Source organism: Mycobacterium montefiorense (assembly GCF_025823255.1).
In the GTDB taxonomy this organism is placed as follows: Bacteria; Actinomycetota; Actinomycetes; order Mycobacteriales; family Mycobacteriaceae; genus Mycobacterium; species Mycobacterium montefiorense.
The window spans coordinates 378,149-398,020 of the sequence record NZ_JACKVL010000006.1; the positions used below are offsets into that span (position 1 = coordinate 378,149).

Consider the following 19,872-nt stretch of genomic DNA (forward strand, 5'->3'; position numbering starts at 1 on the left):
TCAACATGTCTGCGAAGAAGGCACCTGCTGCGACGGCGAAGCCGCGTGACAGCTACCACCACGGCGATCTCAAACGAGCGCTGACCAGCGCCGCGCTCTCGCTCGTGGCCGAGCGGGGGCCAAAGGGTTTCACGTTGACCGAAGCGGCGCGACGGGCGGGCGTCAGCGCCGCGGCTCCGTACCGTCACTTCACCGACAAGGCCCACCTACTCGCTTCGGTCGCTGAACAGGGATTTCTCGAGCTCCACACGGCATTGACGGCCGCCGTTGATGCCGTGTCGGAGCCGACGGAGAAGCTGATTGAAATAGGTCGCGCATATGTGCGTTTTGCCATTGGTCATCCGGACCAGTACCGAGTCATGTTCGGCGCGGATACCCACAAAACCCAGTACCCGAGCTTGGCGGTCGCTGCAGGTCAAGCCTTTGGAGTTTTGCTTGACGGGATAGCCGCGTATCAGGCCGCCGGGTCGCTGCGCGGCCAAGAACCGCGCGAGGCCGCCGGACCGCTGTGGTCCCTCGTGCACGGCATCGCATCCCTGGCCATCGACGGTGAGCTGCGCAATGTCGGGATCGACCAAAGCCCCGAAAGCATGGTCTCCGACGCCCTGTCCGATCTGTTCGACCGCTGAACCGGGACTTCGTCTGTGCCACGCCGGCGCTTACGCCAGCAAACAATTGCTCCTCGGCATCGATCGATGATGAGCCCATTGGCTCACAACAGGATCCGTGCGGCAAGCGTTTCAGCACGGCCTGGAACAGTTATCTGGCGGCCGCACCGAGGGGCGAAAGTCGCCGAAACCTAGGATTGAAGGGCACCGATGGCGCGTTGCGTCGATTAGCTGATCGAACTATAGTCTGGACACATGTCCAGTTTGCTGTCACGGGGTTCGGGAGCTCGTTGATCGCAATGGATTCGGCGCCCTTCCGCGTTCGTTAACCAGCAAAGAAGAGTTGAGTATGCGTATTGCCTTGTTGTCCTACCGTAGTAAGACCCATTGCGGTGGGCAGGGCGTCTACATACGCCATCTCAGCCACGGTCTCGTCGAACTCGGTCACGACGTCGAAATCTTCTCCGGACAGCCGTATCCGGAACTGCTCGATCCCCGGGTGCGATTGACCAAGGTGCCGAGCCTTGACCTGTACCGCGAGCCCGACCCGTTCCGGGTGCCGCGCCCGAGCGAGATCCGCGACTCGATCGACCTGTTGGAACTCCTCACCGTGTGGACCGCGGGGTTCCCCGAGCCGCGGACTTTCACGATGCGTGTTGCGCGGCTATTGGCTGAGCGTGCCGGAGATTTCGACGTCGTTCACGACAACCAGAGCCTGGGCACCGGACTGCTCACGATTTCGGGCACCGGGATGCCGGTGGTCGCTACCGTGCACCACCCCATCACCCGTGACCGGGTGCTCGATGTGGCTGCCGCAAAGTGGTGGCGAAAGCCGTTGGTGCACCGCTGGTATGGGTTTTCCACGATGCAAGAACAGGTTGCGCGCCAGATTCCGCACTTGTTGACGGTCTCGTCGTCGTCGGCCGCGGACATCATCTCCGACTTCGGTGTGTCGGCGGATCAGCTGCACGTTGTGCCGTTGGGTGTGAACACCGAGCTGTTCCAACCGGGTTCGGGCCCACGGCAACCGGGCCGCATCATCGCGATCGCCAGCGCCGACACCCCGCTGAAGGGCGTCAGTACTCTGCTGCACGCGGTCGCCAAGACTCGGGTGAATCGGGATGTCGAGTTGCGGCTCGTCGCCAAAGTGGAGCCTAACGGCCCTACGCACAAGCTGATTGCCGAACTGGGCATCTCCGACATCGTGCACATCACCAGCGGGCTCTCCGATGCCGAGTTGGCAGCCTTGTTCGCCTCGGCAGAGGTCGCCTGCATTCCGTCGCTCTACGAAGGCTTTTCGCTTCCTGCCGTGGAAGCGATGTCGAGCGGTACCCCGATCGTCGCGAGCCGGGTGGGAGCACTGCCCGAGGTTCTCGGGACCGATGGCGCGTGCGCCGAATTGGTGCCGCCCGCCGACGTCGACGCGTTGACCCGCGCCCTCGGTGAGCTCCTCGATTCGCCGGAAAAGCGCCGCAGCCTGGGAAAGGCGGGACGAGCGCGCGCCGTCAGCGTGTTCAGCTGGGAAGCCGTCGCTGCGCAAACCGTGCAGGTTTATCAGCGGGCGATCGCACGAAAGGCCGCGACCGAAGGCGAACTGCAATGCTGACAGTCGATTTCAATCGGCTGGGGATCGGGCCCACCAGCAAGGTCATCGACGTGGGTTGCGGAGCCGGCCGGCATGCATTCGAGGCATACCGCCGCGGTGCCGACGTCATCGCGTTCGACCGCGACGAAGACGAATTGCAGTCTGTGGACGCCATTCTGAAAGCGATGGCCGAAGGCGGCGAGGCGCCCGCCGCGGCATCAGCGCAGACGGTCGTCGGTGATGCGTTGAAATTGCCCTACCCGGACCAGACATTCGACTGTGTCATCGCATCCGAAATCCTGGAACACATCACGCAAGACGACGAGGCGATCGTGGAGCTGATCCGGGTACTCAAAGTCGGTGGCACGCTGGCAGTCAGTGTGCCGCGGTGGCTTCCCGAACAAGTCTGTTGGCTACTGTCCGACGAGTATCACGCCAACCTGGGCGGCCACATCCGCATCTACCGGGCCAGCGAATTGCGGGACAAGATCGCCGATAGCGGCATGGACTTGACGCATTCCCATCATGCGCATGCACTGCATTCGCCGTTCTGGTGGCTGAAATGTGCTGTCGGGGTTGAGAATACCGAGCACCCCGCGGTCGCGGCCTACCACAAACTCCTGGTGTGGGATCTCATGCAGCGGCCGAAGCTCACCCGGATCGCGGAGTCGGTGCTCAATCCTCTCGTGGGCAAGAGCGTGGCGATGTATTTCACCAAGCCGCAGACAGCGGAAGCCGAAGCAACCCCGGGGTATTCAGTTGCGTCGATTTAACGCGCCGGCAGTTCCGGGTGTCTTCAGTCCGGAGCAGTGTCGCCAGACAGCCCTGTCCATCGCCGCCGAGCAGGAATCATCGGGTGCCATCCCCTGGTTTCACGGCGGACACACCGACCCGTGGGATCACGTGGAATCGGCAATGGCGCTCACCGCTGCCGGACTGCTGGAACCGGCCCGGGCCGCATATGAGTGGAGCCGTCGCACTCAGCGGTCCGACGGCTCCTGGCCCCTTCAGTTCCGGGCAGGGACAATCGAAGACGCCAACAGCGACAGCAATTTCTGCGCCTACATCGCTACGGGTGTCTGGCATTACGTGTCGGTCACCCGTGACGAATCATTCGCCGCATCCATGTGGCCGACGGTCCACAAGGCGATCGACTTCGTCATCGATCTGCAGATTGGCTACGGTGAGATCTGTTGGGCTCGAAGCGAATCCGGGCCAGTACGTGAAGCCCTGCTCACAGGTTGCGCCAGTGTGTACCACAGCATCCGGTGTGCGCTCGCGTTGGCTGCCCTGCTGGACGACCCGCAGCCTGAGTGGGAGCTGGCATTGGGGCGGTTGGGGCACGCGCTGGTCGCGCATCCGGAGGCGTTCACCGAAAAAGACCGCTACTCGATGGATTGGTACTACCCCATCCTCGGTAGTGCGCTGCGGGGCCCGGCCGCTGTAGCACGAATCAAGCAGCGCTGGGACGACTTTGTAGTCGACGGTCTCGGCATTCGCTGCGTAGCCGACCGGCCCTGGGTGACCGGCGCCGAAACCTGCGAGCTGGTCATGGCGCTCGAAGCCATCGGGCAACGCTCCGCGGCGCACAAGCAATTCACGGCGATGCAGCACTTGCGCGAAGAAGACGGTTCGTATTGGACCGGTCTGGTATTCGCCGACGGCAAGCGGTGGCCCGAAGAGCGAACCGCGTGGACCGGTGCGGCGGTGATCCTGGCGGCCGACGCGCTGTCGGACACCACCGCGGGCGCGGGGATCTTCCGCGCCCATGGTCTGCCGCTGGGTCTGCAGACCGACTTCGATTGTGAATGTGTGGTTACCGGGCCCGGTCGATGACTTCGATCGGCTCGCCGACCCGACCGTTGGTGCGTTCGAGCACCCGCAGCGACCCAAGTGCGGAGATCTCCCGGAACTGACCGGAATCTAGTGCGCGGCAATAGATGTAATACGGCGGACGCCCGCCGTCCTTCGGGTCGGGGAATACGTCATGGATGACCAGTGCCCCGCCGACGTTCACCCATTTCGCCCAGCCGTTGAAGTCCTCGGTGGCCGCGGCCTCGGAGTGGCCGCCGTCGATGAACAAGAACTGCAGCGGTGACCCCCAACCGCGGGCCACGATCGGTGACTTACCCACGACCGCCACCACGAGGTCGTCCAGCCCGGCGGCGTCCAGGGTGCGTCGAAACGTCGGCAGCGTGTCGAACAATCCGGTCACCTCGTCGACCATCGAGGCGTCGTGGTAGTCCCAGCCGGCCTGATGTTCCTCGGAGCCATGGTGATGGTCGATCGTGAACAGCACTCCGGCCGTCTGTTGCGCCGCTGCGCCGAGCAGCAGGGTCGACTTGCCGCAATAGGTACCGATCTCGACACCGACACCGCCGTTGAGGTATCGCAGCGCCGCGTCGTACAGCGCGCGCCCCTCGTCGTCCGGCATGAAACCCGTCACCCGTTCGGCCAGCGCGAATAGGCGCTCGGGTGCACTCGCGTCGGTGTGGCTCATGGGCTGAACCTATCGGTCGGCGTGCTGTGGCTGACATCGTGGTCGGGGTCCGTCGGGATCGGAGTTCACCCAGCCCAGCGGCGGAGACGGATTCGATTTAACATCGTGCTGTGCGCGTTCTACTCATGTGTAAATCGGTTGGTGTGTGCCTGGCTGCGATCGTGATCGCGGGTGCACTGATGTTGGCGCCCGCGGCACTGCCGTTTGGGTCGCAATGGTCGGCGCCATCGGCGGCGGCTAGCTGTCCTCAGGTCCAGGTGGTTTTCGCCCGTGGCCGAAATGAATCGCCGGGACCGGGGCAACTCGGCAACGCATTCATCAATAATCTGCAATCCAAGGTCGGCAATAAGAGTTTCAGCTCGTACGCCGTGAAGTACCCCGCCGACACGCAGGTCGACGTCGGTGCCAACGACATGAGCCATCACATCCAGGACATGGCCAACAACTGCCCGGACACCCGGCTGGTGTTAGGCGGTTACTCACTTGGTGCCGCCGTCACCGACGTGGTGCTTGCCGCGCCCATCGGCGCGTTCGGCTTCGACAGCCCCCTGCCGCCGGGCATGGATCAGCACATCGCCGCCGTCGCGTTGTTCGGCAACGGGAGCCAATGGGTCGGTCCGATTACGAACTTCAATCCGACCTACAACGACCGGACCATCGACTTGTGTCACGGCGCGGACCCGATCTGCAACCCGGCCGACCCGAACACCTGGAAGGAAAACTGGCCTGCACATCTCGCCGGTGCCTACATCGACGCGGGCATGGCCAATCAGGCCGCCGACTTCGCGGCGAGCAAGCTCTAGCTAGAGCCATTCGTCACGGGCGACGAGCACGTCGCGCAGTAAGTCGGCGCGATCGGTAATGATCCCGTCCACGCCGATGTCGAGCAGCGTCCGCATCGCGGTCGGGTCGTCGACCGTCCACGCGTGCACCTGACGCCCCGAGGCGTGGGCAGCCCGCACCAGCGCGGGCGTGATCACTGGTAGGCGTCCGAGCCGCGGCGGCAGTTGCAGGCAGTCACTGTCGTGCAACATCCGCCAGGCGTATGCCCGGCTGGCCGGCGTTTTCGCCGCTACCAGCGCCAGGAACACGACGGTGCCCGCCGAAGTGGCGACGCGTTTGGACAGCAAGCGCAGTGTGCGGCGGCGACGCCGGTCGGAGAAGGCTGTCACCAGCACCCGGTCATGCGCGTTCAATCGCTCGATCACCTCGACGGTCGGTTCGACGGCCGACTCGGCCTTGATATCGATGTTGACCCGCATCGTCGGTAGTTCGACCAGGAGTTCCTCCAGCGTCGGGATAGACTCCCCCGCACCCAGATCCGCCGTGCGGACATCCGGCCAAGCAAGTTGGTCGATCGTGCCCGGCAGCTCCGACTGGGCGGGCAGCTGACGGTCGTGCAGGATCACCGCCACTCCGTCGCGGGTGGCGCGAACGTCCGTCTCGATGTAGCGAAATCCCAGCTTCGCCGCCTCGTGAAATGCGCCCATGCTGTTCATGGGAAACCTGAACGAGGTGAATCCCCTGTGCGCCATGGCAATCCGTCCAGTGCTGCGGAGATACTCGAGGGTTTCCGCACCGCCATCGTTCATGGGGTCAACCGCCGATCCGTTGTCGCGCTCTTGCCAGCTTTGGCAAAAGGCTACGCGGAACCCGGGGACCTCGGCGGCGCGCCTTGAGTGTGCCGTTTCGGCTTGAGTGTGCGGCTACGGCGGGAGTCGGGGCTCAAATTACGCCCGCGGCGCACACTCGATTTCCACAGCACATGGTTTCACCGGACTGTGCGCAATGCACGCCATAGTTGGACCTCGAACTGCATTGACGTCGTGGATAGGGCTGGGATTGAATGCAATCTGCATTCTTCTCGAGAGGATCCGCAATGCCGCGCCTGAATCCTGTTCCCAGGAGTGAGGTCAACGACGAATTCACATTGAAGATGTACGACTTCATGTTCGGCGATCGTGATCCGGTGACCGAACCGGGCACCGTCGGTGGAACACCTGGGAACTGGTGGACGGTGATGGCCCAGTCCCCCGCTGCCCTGCGCCATGCTGTTCGTGGCTTTCGCCTGTACCGCCAAGAAGTGAGCATCCGGCCCGATCACCGTGAGCTCGGTCAGATCCGGGCGGGCTGGGTGGTCGGCAGTCAGTTCGTCTACTCCCAGCATTGCAAGGCGTGCCGGTCCGCGGGGTTGTCCGAGGAGAAGATCGCGGCGATACCGTCGTGGGAGACCGCCGACTGTTTCGATCACACCGAACGGCTGCTGCTGGCCTACGCGGATTGCCTTGCGGGCCAACATGGCCGGGTGCCCGAGCAGTTGTTCACCCAACTGCGGGAAGTGTTCACTGACACCGAGATCCTCGAATTCACCTACACCACCACCATGTACGTCATGCACGCGATCATGTCGCGGGCGCTGCGCCTGGAGTTCGACGACGTCGACGATCCGATCGTGGAGGTCGACGACCCCGAGGGCGGCGGTGTGCTGGACATCGGCGCCGCTACCGCGGGGGATGACTGAGATGACCGAGATCGACGGCCGATCAGACCTGGCTTACCGGCTGATCCGGCGCGCGATCGCCGAGGGTGATTTCGAGCCGGGTTCGCGACTCGTTGAACAGCGCATCGGCGAGATGTTCGACCTGTCTCGCACACGCGGTCGATATTCCGTTGGTGTATCAAGTGTTCCGGCATCAGACTCGGGCTGAAAGTGAGCCCTCAAACCTGTTCCATCGGATGCTCCGCGACGCGATCGCCGACGGCGAGGCCCAGCGCGCCGGTTCCCTGATGGCCGAGCACATCATGCAGGGCCGTGACGGTGTGCTGGCGTTGGGATCGCACACGCGTGCCGAAACCGAAACCCATGCCTCGTGACCGTTTCGGTCACCGAGAGGATTGCGGCCGGCTGATTGGGTCGCCGTCGCGGTGTCACGCGCGCAGCGGTGCGGCGCTCCTGGTACCCAGGTGTGCGGGCATGCGGGCAATCCCGCGCAGGTTGACCAGGCCCCGCCGTTGCGGCGGCGCGGTGAGCGCTAGGTCGGGGAATGCCTCGAACAACGCGCGCAGCGCCGTGGTCCCTTCGACGCGGGCCAAAGCCGCACCCAGGCATGCGTGTATTCCGGACGCGAAAGCCAGATGATCGCGCGCATTCGCCCGGGTGATATCGAAGTCAGCGGGGCGGGCGAATACCTGCGGGTCGCGGTTGGCACCGCCGAGAAGCAGGCCGACCATGTCGCCCGCGCCGATGTGCTGGCCGGCGATATCGACGTCGCAGTGCGCGGTACGTGCCGTCATCTGGACCGGACTGTCGATCCGAAGGATCTCCTCGACGGCGGACGGCCATAGCTCGGGGTCGTCACGCAATCGCGCAAGCTGATCGGGATGTTGCAGCAGCAGCATGATGCCGTTGCCGATCAGGTTGACGGTGGTCTCGAAGCCGGTACCGATGAGCAGCGCAGCGTTCGCGGTGAATTCGTGATCGGTCAGCGAGCCGTGGGCCGCGAGCCGGCTGAACGGATTGTCGCCGACCTCGCCGGAGCGCAATTGACGGAAGCGTTCGCGCAGTTCGTGATCGGCGTCGCGCAGGGCGGCGATGGCCTGCCGGTACGTTCGCCAGCCGATTCCGATGTCCAGCAACGGAGCCCCGCTGTGTCCCCACTTCAGCATCTGGGGGTGACTATCGGAGGGCAGGTCGAGAATTTCGCCAATGACCGCCACGGGCAGTAGGGACGCGAAATCAGCGATCAGATCCGGGTTTGGCGTCGCCGCGAGGCGCTCGATGAGCTCGTCGGTCACTTCGGTGACGCGGGCGCTGAGCCGGTCGATCGCGCGTGGGGTGAAGCTTTGCGCCACCAGTTGTCGATAGCGGGTGTGTTCGGGCGGGTCGACGACGACCATGGCGGGCGGTTCGACCGGATTGGCCACGCCTGGGGCATCGGTGCGGGCGATCATCCTTTGCAGCGGGCGCGGCACGTCCATCGCGGACGGCGATGTGACATCGAAACGTTTGTCGCGCAATAATTCTCGGCAAATTCGGTGATCGACGCTCACCCAGGTGAAGGGCGCGCACACCAGGGTGCCGCGTGCCCGGATCTCCTCCATCAACGGGTAGGGGTCGGTGACCCGCCCGTGACTGGCGATCAGCCGGGCCAACGGGTCGCCGCGCCATCCCCGAACCTTCATGAACGCCCGCGGCACGCCGTGCATGGCCACCTTGTATCGCCGCTTCCCCACCAAAGCTGCCCTCATTGACGCCGTTGTGCTGGCGGAAGCTCACCGCTATTTCGATGGCCATGTTCAGGCCTGCGCGCACGCCACCACGCTCGAGGACCGCCTCGTCTACGGCACCGTGTTCACCGTGACATTCCTGCGGGAACACGGCTTGCTCAAAAAGCTGCTACGCACCGAGCCCGAGACTCTGCTGCCAAGCCTGACCGTCGAGGCCGGCCCCATCCTCGACTTCGCCACAGACCAGGGCGTCGACGAGTTGCGCACCGAGATCTACGGCACGGGCGCCATCACGCCCGACCAGGAGCGCCACCTGCGCACCGTCTCAGAGCTCCACACCCGTTTGACGCTGTCGTTCATCGTGACTCCGCACACCAGCATCAACCTCGCCACCATCGACGACACCCGCGTCTATGTGCGCCAGTATCTGTTGCCCATGATTACCGGGCCTCGCTGATGGGGCTAGCTCGCGCTTCGTAAGTGACCAGTGGTACCAGTGCCAGACCGGGTTGTGGCTTTGTCGGCTTGAACTATGCCGGCGCCGGTGAGTCGCCAGAACCATATGACATTTCTGCGCGGCTTGGGCGGCACAGCGGTGTTGTCGGACCGCTAGCGCCACGGCCACAACCACGAAAAGGCTCTGGATCATTCCGCCAACTACGACCGAGGGCCCAAATGCGTCACCGGCCCGCCGTCGGCTACTACAAATTGTAGTAATTCGGGCAGGGGGCGCGAACGGCTTGGCTGAATGAAGGCGACCGCGTAGTCGGGCTAACGCGTGCGGGAAGTACCACTTAGCAAACTTTAATTGAACCGCGGGTGCAGGTCACTGCGCACAGGCCGGTCAGGCAGTTTCGAAAAGATCAGGATTTCGCTTGAGTGCCGGTTATTGGTTGGTGATAGGACTGCGGCGCGGACCGATTCTCTGATGGCGGGTCCGGAAACAGCTTAAGCGGGTGTGTCGGAGCCCGAGTAAGCCTTGAACTGACGGCCAGCAGCGGCGACAGCGTGGTCAACCCCTGCAGCGGCGCGCCGCCCCCGAGATGACGGGTGACGATGCATAGATTCGGCGCGTTCACGCTCACGACGCTGGGCGGCGATCCAAGCCGGATGGGACTGAAGGAAGATAACCGTCGACCCTGATGCATTCGCCATGATTGTCAACTCCTCTCAGAGCATCCGACTCAGCCGCAAAATCACGGACGTGTTATCTGTTCGTGTCCAGGATGCCCAGGCAATCCTGAGACCAAACCAAGCGTGATCATGAGAATTGGCCGTGAATTAATGACAAATTCCGAGCTAGTACCGTGCTGCCGTCGGTTTTGGGCCGAGCGGCGATCCAAATGTTAACGACGCCCACCGACACAATTTCTGTTTCGACCCCGTACGGCGGGGGCTGCTATCGTCGCTTGCTTATGCCAGAGATGGACCGTCGCCGCATGATGCTGACGACAGGGATCGGTGTGTTGGCGGCCGCGCTCCCCATCCCTGCGGCCCAGGCTTTCCCAGGGCGGGTCCCACCGCCCGGCGCACCCAGTGGCCAGGCCGGAAGCTACATTTTTCAGGACGAATTCGATGGGCCGGCAGGCTCGTCACCCGACTCGTCGAAGTGGGCAATCGCGAAAGCCCGCGAGACGATCAAGGACCCGACGTACTGGGAGCTGCCCGAGCACATCGGCCAGTACCGCGACGATCGCCGCAACGTGTTCGTTGACGGCAATTCCAACCTCGTCCTTCGTGCGGCGAAAGATGGCCCCACCTACTTCAGCGGCAAGGTGCAAAGCCTGTGGCGGGGTGGCGTGGGTCACACTTGGGAAGCCCGAATCAAAATGAGCTGCCTGACCCCCGGCGCCTGGCCCGCCTATTGGCTCGGCAACGAGGAGCAGGGCGAGATCGATGTCATGGAGTGGTACGGCAACGGCAGCTGGCCCTCGGCGACCACCGTGCACGCCAAAGCGAACGGCGGTGAGTGGAAGACGCACAACATCGCGGTCGACAGCGCCTGGCACACCTGGCGCTGCCAGTGGGACGAGGCCGGCATCAGGTTCTGGAAAGACTATTCCGACGGCGCCCAGCCGTACTTCGATGTGCCGGCCAGCTCGCTACCGGATTGGCCGTTCAACGGCCCTGGCTACACCGTGTATCCGGTGTTCAACCTCGCTGTCGCCGGCTCCGGTGGTGGCGATCCCGGGTCGGGTAGCTATCCCGCGGACATGCTGGTCGACTGGATCCGGGTCTGGTAGCCGGCCGCGTCAGCCCGGTATGCGATCTCCGGCGAACCACGCGCTGGCTACCGCGTGCACTTGCGGCGGCGGAAAGTGGGCGTCCGGCGCGCCCAGTTGACCGACTTTGACGCTCCACACGGGCCCCGAGCGGTCGATGCACGACTGATCACTCGGGAGGCACAGCACCGAGGGATTGGCGCTGGACTTCCCGCACCAGTAGCCGCCGACGTACCCGTCATCGCGGCTGTCCCATGCTCCGCCGTTGCGCAGCAGACAGTGGGTGCCGTCGTCGAGCGCGAGCGCAAACGGTTCTGGGGAACTCGTGGGCTGCACTGGCGGGAGTTGACCGCGGTAAGCGACCCGGTGCAGACGTTGATCCCATGGATTGTCCACGCACAACAGCGATCCCGGCGTCGACGTCCAGCAGGTAGCGGCGCCGGCCGCGCTGGGAGAGCACGAGTAGACGTCGTCGGCCACCGCGGACGGCGATGGTGTGCAGCCGCTGACGAACGGGACGTTGCCCTCGGGAGGCGTCTCTTGATAGCCGTTGACCGCCTGCCCCTTGGAGCCGACGGCAACCGTCGTGATCTGTTGAGTAGGTGGTGGATCGGCAGTTGCCGGTCCGGTCACCCAGAACAGCGCGGCGGCGACGACCGGCAGCACGGCAACTCGCGACGCGTCCATCCAGGTCACAATCCTCCGCGACAGCCTTCTTTTAAAGAGCCGGCGGCAAACTTTGCGGCTCAGACGGCTGCAACCGGCCGAGAGGCGGAATCCAGGGCGAGGCAACGTTCGAGCATTGCTTTCGTGGGTGGCTGGCGGAACGCCAGCACCATCTGCTCGCAGCCCTGCTGCTCGAACTCCGGCAACAACGCCAGCTGCTCGTCCACCTGACCGGCTTCCGCGGGATGCAGCGAAATCTGTGCCGAACGCAGGATCTCGGCCGGCGCGCGCTTCACCTCGGCGCATGCTTCGTCGAGCTGGGCGTTGACAGCACCCCATCGTTGCGGCCCCTCGTGTCCGGGCATGTTCCACATGCTGGCGTGACGCGCAATGACTCGCAGCATCTTTGGCTCGCTCCCGCCGATCACGATCGGCGGGTGTGGGTGCTGAAGAGGCTTGGGCTCGCACAGCGCCTCCTCGAGGGTGAAGTACTGCCCTCTGAACGTGACCGATTCCTCCGACCAGAGCCGGCGAAGCACGGTGAGAGCCTCGTCGACCATCGCGACTCGGGTGCCGGGGCTGGGAAAGTCGATTCCGTACCCGCAATGTTCGGCCTCATGCCAACCGGCGCCGATCCCAAAGTTGAGCCGTCCACCCGAAATGTGGTCGACGGTGGCCGCCATATTGGCCATGACCGCGAGATTTCGGAACGTCACGCTGGACACCAGGCAGCCGATCCGCGCCCGCTTGGTAACCGCAGCCATCGCGGCCAGGGTGGTCCAGCCCTCATAGGTCGGGTCAGTGCTTTCCGTTGGTCCGTAGAAATGGTCGTAATCCCACACCGCTTCGAAGCCAATACGATCCGCGGTGCGCCACAGCCGCTCAAGCTCGGAGTACTGGAAGCTCAGGTCGAATTTGACCGAGATGCGCATGTCGCGATACTACGATCGGCGGCGCGCTTTGGCAGGCGAATGGTCCGCAGGCCGATTTTTCTGCGCGCAAGGCCACGAAATCGGTTGTGCAGGTTGCTGGTTAGTCAGTCGTCGATGAGCTTGGTGCGCGCGACGAGCCACCCACCGTTGCGTGTCGACTCGGTTGCCCGATGCAATGCGGTCCAACGTGCGGTATCCGAAGCACGGGTAATGGTGTGCTCCGCCATAGGTTGGGTTATTGTACCGGCGTAGCGTGCGCTCATGCCTGATCGAAATCGCCGCTTCCTTTTGCGTGAGCGTCCCACCGGACGTATCGGCCCTAGCACGTTCGAGCTGAGTGAGGAGGCGGTTCCCGAGATCGCGGATGGCGAGGCGCTGGTGCGCGTCGACTGGATCTCGCTCGATCCGACCAATCGGACCTGGATCAACGACACTCCGACCTACCTTCCTCCGGTCGGTATCGGCGAGGTCATGCGGGCGGGCGGACTCGGCCACGTCGTCGAATCGAAGAATCCCAATTATTCGGTCGGCCAGATCGTCCAGGGCCTCGTCGGTTGGCAGGAGTACCTGGTGGTCTCCGACACCGCTCCGTTGTTCGGGGTCGACGTCGCCGACGGGGTCTCCCCAAGCGCCTACATGGGCGCGCTCGGGACCACAGGGCTGACCGCGTGGCTCGGGATCCGCGACATCGGCAAGCCCCAGCCAGGTGAGACCGTCGTCGTCTCGGCCGCGGCGGGCGCGGTCGGCTCGATCGCCGGCCAGCTCGCCAAGGCCGACGGCGCGCGCGTTGTCGGAATCGCCGGCGGCCCGGACAAATGCCGGCTGCTCACCGAGGAACTCGGCTTCGACGCCGCCGTCGACTACCGCGCCGACGACTGGGCCGCTCAACTCAGGGCGGCGACGCCCAAAGGCATCGACGTCGACTTCGAGAACGTCGGTGGCGTCATCATGGACGCGGTGTTCGCCCGCCTCAATATCGGGGCGCGCGTCGCGCTGTGCGGCCTGATCTCGGGCTACAACGAGGCCGACCCGCCTCCCGGGCCGCGCGCCTTCGGGAATCTGTTGATCCAGCGCGCGACCCTGCAGGGCTTCATCGTTCTGGACCACTTGGGCCGTGCAGCCGAGGCGGCAGGCGAGATCGCCGGCCTGATCGCGGCGGGCAAGCTGACGCCGCTGGAGACCGTCGTCGAGGGCTTCGAACAGCTGCCGACCGCAATCAACATGCTGTTTGACGGTAAAAACGTCGGCAAGCTGATGGTCAAGACGAGCTAGCGGTCATGGCGTCGCGACGACGAGGACCTTCGACAGGTCCCCGCGATCGACTCGAACCGGCACCTGGGCACCAACCGCGATGTGCGGGGACGCCGACAGCTGCAGTGAGACGCGCCGCCTGGCGCGGTAGGGGTCCTGGTCGGGCAACTGCACTTCCAGTTCCAGCTCGTGCCAACAACCCAGCGGCGTCGCCGCGACGTTCTCGTGGATGGCCACGATCGTCGCAACACCCGGCAGGCCTTCGCGCATCAGCCGCTCCCGTTCTGCATTGAGCGCGTTGAGTTCGGCGATCGTGTCGATCGCCTGTTGCTTGTCGGACCGCGTGACCCGCTGGCCCACACTGGCTTCCTTTGCTCGCCCGAACCAGCTCATGCAGGTGAGCGTACGTGAATTGACAATCGGCGTGGTCAGGGCCGGAGGCGAAGGTAAGAATTATTGTGTTTGGCTACAACAGGAGTTAGCTGTGGTTGCCAACAACTCGGAACCCACGAGGACGTGACACATGAGCGAGGACGTCGGCGAGTTCAATCCTGCTGTCTCGCAGCTTCACCGGGGTCTGTCCAACCGCCACGTTCAGCTGATCGCCATCGGCGGCACGATCGGGACGGGTCTGTTCATGGGCGCCGGACGAACGATCTCCCGCGCCGGTCCGTCGGTCGTGGTGGTTTACGGAATCATCGGGTTCTTCTTGTTTTTCGTACTCCGGGCGATGGGCGAACTGCTGCTGTCGAACCTGAACTACAAGTCGTTCGTCGACTTCGCGGCCGACCTATTAGGGCCTGCCGCAGGCTTTTTCGTCGGGTGGTCGTACTGGTTTGCCTGGATCGTCACCGGGATCGCAGAACTCGTCGCGATCTCGGGTTACTTACAGTTCTGGTGGCCTGGCTTACCGGGGTGGGTGCCCGCGCTCGCCGCATGCGGACTGATCCTGCTGTTCAATTTGTTCAGCGTCCGCAATTTCGGGGAGATCGAATTCTGGTTCGCCTTGATCAAAGTCGCTGCGATCATCGGCTTGATGATCGTCGGCGCAATCCTGCTGAGCACCAATTTCGTTTCCCCGCAAGGCTATCCCGCGACGATCGAAAATCTTTGGAACGATGGCGGATTCTTCGCCACGGGTTTCATGGGCATGGTCGGTGGATTCCAGATCGCGTTCTTCGCGTTTGTCGGTGTGGAACTGGTCGGCGCTGCGGCGGCCGAGACGGCGAACCCGCGGTGCACCCTCCCCCGCGCAATCAATGCCGTGCCGCTGCGGGTGGCGATCTTCTACATCGGTGCGCTTCTGGTGATTCTCACAGTCATCCCCTGGCGGCGCTTCGCCGGAAACGAGTCACCGTTCGTCATGATGTTCTCCCTGGCCGGCCTTGCCGGTGCTGCGTCGATCGTCAACTTTGTCGTGACCACCGCGGCCGCCTCGGCGGCCAACTCCGGGATGTACTCCACCGGCCGCATGCTTTACGGTCTGGCCGACGAAGGTAGTGCGCCAGCGGTTTTCCGCCGGCTGAACCGCGGCGGCGTGCCGGCGTCGGCGCTGTTTCTGACGGCCGCACTGCTGCTGACGTCCATCCCGCTGCAGCACTTCCGCGGTTCGGTGATGGGCGCTTTCACGCTCGTGACAGCAATTTCGGCGCTGCTGTTCATGTTCGTCTGGGCGATGATCATCGTCAGCTACCTCGTCTATCGCCGCCGACACGCACAACGTCATGCGGAGTCGACCTTCAAAATGCCAGGTGGCCGGGTGATGTGCGGGGCCGTCCTTGTCTTCTTCGTGTTCGTCATCTGGACACTCGGTGCGGAAAATGACACCGCGATCGCGTTGGCGTGGTTCCCCGGGTGGTTTGTAGTCCTCGGTGTCGGCTGGCTGATCGTGCGACGCCGCCCTAACCACGCCGAGCGTTACCGACAGTTCCTGACCGAAATGAATCACGCGGTCGGCGAGCGAGCCGGGACAACAGCGCCGGCATCCTGAGTTCGCGTCTTTACCACCGCAGGTCAGCGATGGGGCTCGGACGTTGTTGGGATCGGTAGCCGATCCGGCCGTCTGTACTTGTCGCAACGACACCGCCAACGAGGCGGCGCCTCATGAAGGGAAGACAGCAAATGAACATCGTGCCGACCAGCGTCCAGGAGCAGATCAACCGCGTCGATCGCCAACGGAGCCTGTACATCGGGATCAGCACCGGCCTGCTTGCGGTCTGGAGCTTTTTCCGACTGATCTGGATGCTCTACATCGGAATGACGTTTGGCTGGTTCATTTCTGCGATGGCTTTCCAGCTGGTGCTGTGGGGTGTGATCGGCACCGCCGCGGGGGTCGCGTCCGTCGGGTTCCTGACTCGCTACAACAAAGGATCCTGACGCCGTCGGGCGGTCACCGGAAAGTCCCGGACCTGGTTGGGGTCCGGGACTTTTCGCGTCGCGGGGCCGCGCTTTACAGCTGGGCCCAGACCGACTTCGTCTTCAGGTAAATGTCGAGGCCCTCTTTGCCGAACTCGTGACCCCAGCCGGATTGCTTGTGTCCGCCGAACGGCACATCGTGATCGAAGACCAGTTGGCAGTTCACCTGCACACTGCCGGCTTGCAGTCGCTTCATGATCCGGTGGGCCCGGCCGAGGTTCTCGGTCCAGGCGGTGGCAGCTAGGCCGTAGGTGGTGTCGTTGGCCAGGGCCACGGCCTCGTCTTCGTCGTCGAACGGCAGGATGCTGACCACCGGCCCGAAGATCTCCTGCTGGTACAGCCGCATGCTGGTGTCGACGTTGGTGAGCACCGTCGGGTGCACGAAGTAGCCCTTGCGGTCCAGCCGGTGACCGCCGGTGACCACATCGACGCCGTCATCGCGGCCTTCGTCAATGAAGCCCATCACGCGGGTTAGCTGCTTCTGGCTGATCAGCGGGCCGCTGACGCAACCCTCCTCGCTCGGGGCGCCCAGCTTGAACGTGTTCGCCATCGCGGCAATGCCTTCCACGACCTGGTCGTACACTGCGCGCTGTGCGAAGATCCGCGACCCACACACGCAGCCCTGACCGGAGTGCACGAAGATACCCAGTGACGCCATCATGATGGCCTTGCTCAAGTCTGCGTCGTCGAAGATCAGCACCGGCGACTTGCCACCGAGTTCGAGCGTGACCTTCTTCAGGTTGTCGGCCGATGCCCGCACGATCTCCTTGCCGACCTCCGTCGAACCGGTGAAGGCGACCTTTTGGACGTCGCGATGGGCGGTGATTGCCGCACCCGCGGTGTGCCCGTAACCGGTCAGCAGGTTGACGACACCCTCAGGAACGCCGGCCTCGTGGATGAGCCTGTCCAACAGCACTGCCGACAGCGGCGTCTCCTCGGCGGGCTTGACGAGCAGGCTGCTGCCCGCGGCCAGGGCCGGCGCCAGCTTTGCGCTCGCGTTGAAGATGGGGCCGTTCCACGGGAAGATCAGGCCCACCACGCTGTACGGCTCTTTGAGCGTGTAGGCGTGCATGTTGACGTAGGTGTCGGTCGCGATGCCGTCGGTCTTCACGTCGTACGCGACGCCGTTGATCTTCGAACACCAGCCGGCGTAGTAGCGGAAGAACTCCGAAACGGTGGACATCTGCAACTGGGCCTGCATCAGCGGCATGCCGGTGTTGAGCGAGTCGAGTTGGGCGAACTCTTCGGCGTGCTCGTCGATCAAGTCCCCGATCCGCCACAAGACCTTGGCCCGCTCGCGGCCCGGCAGCTCCGACCAGACGCCCGACTCGAAGGACGCCTTCGCCCGCGCCGCGGCCTCGTTCACCGCCTCCGGACCGCAGTCGGTGAACTCGGTGATCGTCTCTTCAGTCGCCGGGTTGATGATCGGAATGGTCTCGCCCGAGCCGGGGCGCTTACTCAGCTCGTCCAGTACTGCCTGCAGCGTCATCTGCTTCCTTCCCGATCAACTTTGATCGAGCCCGGGGCTGCCGTGCCCATGAATGCTGAGCACCTGCTTAGCATTGTCAGTATAGTGCGGTCAAGGCGGTGGCCGGCTCCGGTTGCGCGATGTCCTATTGCTTGGCCGCGCCGATCGCCGCCTGCACGGCCGAAATGCATCCAGCGGCATCGGGTTCGGGCCCGAGTCCGACGTAGTAGCTGCCGGTTTGCTCGCCCGGGAAACCCGTGATCGTGAATCCGGCAGGATCGCCGGAGCCGGTGTCCGCCGTTATCGACGCCTGCAGCAATGGCACGGACAGCACTGCGGTCCCGCGCTTTGCGCCGTCGGTCGCCACGAGTAGTTGCGTGGGATGCAGCACCACCGCGGTCCAGTGCTCTTCGTCGGGATCGACCGGATTGGCGCGCCGGCGCAGTAGTCTGCCGAATGCCGAACTGGCCGGCGGGTTTTCGCTATGCGTCAGCCACACCCGGACATCGTTGAGGTCGATTTGGCGCGACGCGGCGTGTTCGGCCAACTTGCCGCAGATCCGGCGCGACAGCTCAACGATTCGGGCCGACCGGGTGTGACGAATGTAGAGCGGCATGGGTGCATCTTGCCCGCGGACCAACCCGGCCGCCATTGGCCGGCCGAGTGTGGAGTTGTTGGATAGCAGCATGGCGTGCTGCGAATTCCCGGCTGTGGCTCAGGGCTGCGACGGAGCCTTTACCGTCGACTCTTCCCGGATAACGTTCGGGCGCGGCTGTATCGCCGAGTTGGGCGAGCGGGCCGGCGCGCTGGGCCTTCGGCGAGTGGCCCTGTTCTCCGACGCCAGCGTGGCGGCCCTGCCCATCTTCGCCAGGGCGCGCGACTCGCTGGCCGGGGCCGGTGTGGACGTCGTCGCCTACACCGACGTGCACGTCGAACCGACGGACGCGTCATTCGCCGAAGCCACCCGCTTCGCCCAAGAGGCGAAGCCCGATGGCTACGTTTCGCTGGGTGGCGGTTCGGCAATCGACACGTGCAAGGCCGCCAATCTGTACGCCACCTATCCAGCGGACTTTCTGGCGTACGTCAATGCGCCCATCGGCGAAGGCAAACCGATACCCGGACCGCTCAGGCCGCACATCGCCTGCCCCACCACCGCCGGCACCGGTAGCGAGGTCACCGGCATCGCGATCTTCGACCTGCTTTCGCTGACGGTGAAGACCGGAATCGCGTCGCCCGCGTTGCGGCCCACCGAGGCGCTCGTCGACCCCGATTGCACGGCCAGCCTGCCCGGTGGAGTCGTCGCCGCCGCGGGCCTGGACGTGCTGTCGCACGCCCTCGAGTCGTACACCGCGCGCCCCTACGTGCACCGGCCCGCTCCCGCGCGGCCCAGCCTGCGCCCGATGAGTCAGGGCGCCAACCCGTGGAGCGACTTGGGCTGCAGCGAGGCGCTGCGGGTACTGGGCCGCAACTTGGAGCCAGCAGTGCGCGATGCCTCCGACGGCGATGCGCGCGAGCAGATGATGTGGGCCGCAACGCTTGCGGGCATCGCCTTCGGCAACGCGGGCGTCCACGCGCCGCATGGCATGGCCTACGCGGTTGCCGGGCTGGTGCGGGACTTCCACCCCGCCGGATACCCGCCCCACGAGTCGCTGGTGCCGCACGGCATGTCCGTGATCGTCAACGCGCCCGCGGTATTCCGTTTCACGGCGCAGGCCAGTCCGCAGCGGCATATCGAAGCGGCCCGATTGCTCGGCGCCGACACCCGCGACGCCGGTCCCGACGATGCGGGCGAGGTGCTCGCATCGGAAATCATCCGCATCATGCGTGCGGTGGGTATGCCGAACGGGCTGAGCGGGGTGGGCTACACCGACGACGACATCGCGGCTCTCACCGAGGGCGCTTTCCCCCAGCAACGTCTGTTGCAGAACGCCCCGCGAGAGATGAGCAAGCCGGTGCTGGCCGATTTGTTCGGCCACGCCATGCGCTACTGGTAGCCGC

General features: G+C 64.4%; 21 protein-coding genes and 2 pseudogenes. 14 read left to right on the top strand and 9 right to left on the bottom strand.

Features of this window, described 5'->3' with window-relative positions; all coding sequences use genetic code 11:
• Positions 1-5: 5 nt before the first annotated feature.
• From H7K34_RS03585 to H7K34_RS03600, 4 genes are all read left to right on the top strand, one after another.
• On the top strand, positions 6-629 hold the full coding sequence (locus tag H7K34_RS03585; protein ID WP_264060523.1) for a TetR/AcrR family transcriptional regulator: 624 nt from the start codon (positions 6-8) through the stop codon (positions 627-629).
• 328 nt (positions 630-957) lie between these two features.
• Entirely contained in the window at positions 958-2,214 is a 1,257-nt protein-coding gene (locus H7K34_RS03590; protein WP_264059989.1) for a glycosyltransferase family 4 protein, read from the top strand.
• Positions 2,208-2,966, top strand: a complete 759-nt coding sequence (locus H7K34_RS03595; RefSeq protein WP_264059993.1) for a class I SAM-dependent methyltransferase — start codon at positions 2,208-2,210, stop codon at positions 2,964-2,966. Before H7K34_RS03590 ends, H7K34_RS03595 begins: the two co-directional genes overlap by 7 nt.
• Positions 2,953-4,029 carry a prenyltransferase gene (locus H7K34_RS03600; RefSeq protein WP_264059996.1) on the top strand — a complete coding sequence of 359 codons (1,077 nt, stop codon included), beginning with the start codon at positions 2,953-2,955 and terminating at the stop codon, positions 4,027-4,029. Before H7K34_RS03595 ends, H7K34_RS03600 begins: the two co-directional genes overlap by 14 nt.
• Here H7K34_RS03600 and H7K34_RS03605 read toward each other — a convergent pair.
• Positions 4,010-4,693 carry a class I SAM-dependent methyltransferase gene (locus tag H7K34_RS03605; protein ID WP_264059997.1) on the bottom strand — a complete coding sequence of 228 codons (684 nt, stop codon included), beginning with the start codon at positions 4,691-4,693 and terminating at the stop codon, positions 4,010-4,012. The genes H7K34_RS03600 and H7K34_RS03605 overlap by 20 nt on opposite strands.
• 125 nt (positions 4,694-4,818) lie before the next feature.
• Here H7K34_RS03605 and H7K34_RS03610 point away from each other — a divergent pair, with 125 nt between their 5' ends.
• A complete protein-coding gene (locus tag H7K34_RS03610) occupies positions 4,819-5,496 on the top strand; it encodes a cutinase family protein (protein WP_264060525.1) in 678 nt (225 codons plus the stop codon).
• Here H7K34_RS03610 and H7K34_RS03615 read toward each other — a convergent pair whose 3' ends face one another.
• Entirely contained in the window at positions 5,497-6,285 is a 789-nt protein-coding gene (locus tag H7K34_RS03615; protein ID WP_264059998.1) for a glycerophosphodiester phosphodiesterase family protein, read from the bottom strand.
• A 287-nt stretch (positions 6,286-6,572) separates the two neighbouring features.
• Between H7K34_RS03615 and H7K34_RS03620 the strand changes: the two genes are divergently transcribed.
• Genes H7K34_RS03620 through H7K34_RS03630 form a run of 3 tightly spaced genes read left to right on the top strand, consistent with a single transcriptional unit; the run spans position 6,573 to position 7,567 of the window.
• A complete protein-coding gene (locus H7K34_RS03620; RefSeq protein ID WP_264060005.1) occupies positions 6,573-7,214 on the top strand; it encodes a carboxymuconolactone decarboxylase family protein in 642 nt (213 codons plus the stop codon).
• Between the two features lies 1 nt (position 7,215).
• On the top strand, positions 7,216-7,401 hold the full coding sequence (locus H7K34_RS03625) for a GntR family transcriptional regulator (protein WP_264060007.1): 186 nt from the start codon (positions 7,216-7,218) through the stop codon (positions 7,399-7,401).
• A gap of 28 nt (positions 7,402-7,429) precedes the next feature.
• Entirely contained in the window at positions 7,430-7,567 is a 138-nt protein-coding gene (locus H7K34_RS03630; protein ID WP_264060009.1) for a hypothetical protein, read from the top strand.
• Positions 7,568-7,621: 54 nt separating this feature from the next.
• On the opposite strand, the gene H7K34_RS03635 is transcribed toward H7K34_RS03630, so the two are convergent.
• Positions 7,622-8,941, bottom strand: a complete 1,320-nt coding sequence (locus H7K34_RS03635; protein ID WP_264060010.1) for a cytochrome P450 — start codon at positions 8,939-8,941, stop codon at positions 7,622-7,624.
• Here H7K34_RS03635 and H7K34_RS03640 point away from each other — a divergent pair.
• Positions 8,901-9,377: pseudogene (locus tag H7K34_RS03640) on the top strand (TetR/AcrR family transcriptional regulator); the annotation flags it as partial. The gene H7K34_RS03635 and the pseudogene H7K34_RS03640 overlap by 41 nt on opposite strands.
• 958 nt (positions 9,378-10,335) lie before the next feature.
• A complete protein-coding gene (locus tag H7K34_RS03645) occupies positions 10,336-11,163 on the top strand; it encodes a glycoside hydrolase family 16 protein (RefSeq protein ID WP_264060011.1) in 828 nt (275 codons plus the stop codon).
• A gap of 9 nt (positions 11,164-11,172) precedes the next feature.
• Here the strand turns inward: H7K34_RS03645 and H7K34_RS03650 are convergent, their stop codons facing one another.
• The 3 genes and pseudogenes from H7K34_RS03650 to H7K34_RS03660 all read right to left on the bottom strand — a co-directional run.
• The gene (locus tag H7K34_RS03650) at positions 11,173-11,829 is read right to left on the bottom strand and encodes a hypothetical protein (protein WP_264060012.1); all 657 of its coding nucleotides are present in this window, start codon (positions 11,827-11,829) and stop codon (positions 11,173-11,175) included.
• A 59-nt stretch (positions 11,830-11,888) separates the two neighbouring features.
• Positions 11,889-12,740, bottom strand: a complete 852-nt coding sequence (locus H7K34_RS03655; protein WP_264060013.1) for a TIGR03560 family F420-dependent LLM class oxidoreductase — start codon at positions 12,738-12,740, stop codon at positions 11,889-11,891.
• 107 nt (positions 12,741-12,847) lie between these two features.
• A pseudogene (locus tag H7K34_RS03660) lies at positions 12,848-12,967 on the bottom strand (class I SAM-dependent methyltransferase); the annotation flags it as partial.
• 34 nt (positions 12,968-13,001) lie between these two features.
• Here H7K34_RS03660 and H7K34_RS03665 point away from each other — a divergent pair.
• Positions 13,002-14,012, top strand: coding sequence for an NADP-dependent oxidoreductase (locus tag H7K34_RS03665; RefSeq protein WP_264060014.1), 1,011 nt, complete (start codon positions 13,002-13,004; stop codon positions 14,010-14,012).
• A gap of 3 nt (positions 14,013-14,015) precedes the next feature.
• On the opposite strand, the gene H7K34_RS03670 is transcribed toward H7K34_RS03665, so the two are convergent.
• Positions 14,016-14,351: a hypothetical protein gene (locus H7K34_RS03670; protein WP_264060015.1), complete on the bottom strand. Its 336-nt coding sequence runs from the start codon at positions 14,349-14,351 to the stop codon at positions 14,016-14,018.
• A 163-nt stretch (positions 14,352-14,514) separates the two neighbouring features.
• On the opposite strand from H7K34_RS03670, the gene H7K34_RS03675 reads away from it, so the two are divergent.
• Positions 14,515-15,981, top strand: a complete 1,467-nt coding sequence (locus H7K34_RS03675) for an amino acid permease (RefSeq protein ID WP_264060017.1) — start codon at positions 14,515-14,517, stop codon at positions 15,979-15,981.
• 131 nt (positions 15,982-16,112) lie between these two features.
• Positions 16,113-16,367 carry a hypothetical protein gene (locus H7K34_RS03680; protein WP_264060022.1) on the top strand — a complete coding sequence of 85 codons (255 nt, stop codon included), beginning with the start codon at positions 16,113-16,115 and terminating at the stop codon, positions 16,365-16,367.
• A gap of 73 nt (positions 16,368-16,440) precedes the next feature.
• On the opposite strand, the gene H7K34_RS03685 is transcribed toward H7K34_RS03680, so the two are convergent.
• Both H7K34_RS03685 and H7K34_RS03690 read right to left on the bottom strand, forming a co-directional pair.
• Positions 16,441-17,895 (bottom strand): aldehyde dehydrogenase family protein, encoded by a 1,455-nt coding sequence (locus tag H7K34_RS03685; protein WP_264060024.1) that lies wholly within the window; start codon positions 17,893-17,895, stop codon positions 16,441-16,443.
• A gap of 124 nt (positions 17,896-18,019) precedes the next feature.
• On the bottom strand, positions 18,020-18,490 hold the full coding sequence (locus tag H7K34_RS03690) for a hypothetical protein (RefSeq protein WP_264060026.1): 471 nt from the start codon (positions 18,488-18,490) through the stop codon (positions 18,020-18,022).
• On the opposite strand from H7K34_RS03690, the gene H7K34_RS03695 reads away from it, so the two are divergent.
• Positions 18,489-19,868 carry a hydroxyacid-oxoacid transhydrogenase gene (locus H7K34_RS03695; RefSeq protein WP_264060028.1) on the top strand — a complete coding sequence of 460 codons (1,380 nt, stop codon included), beginning with the start codon at positions 18,489-18,491 and terminating at the stop codon, positions 19,866-19,868. The two genes, H7K34_RS03690 and H7K34_RS03695, sit on opposite strands and share 2 nt — an antisense overlap.
• Positions 19,869-19,872 lie beyond the last annotated feature (4 nt).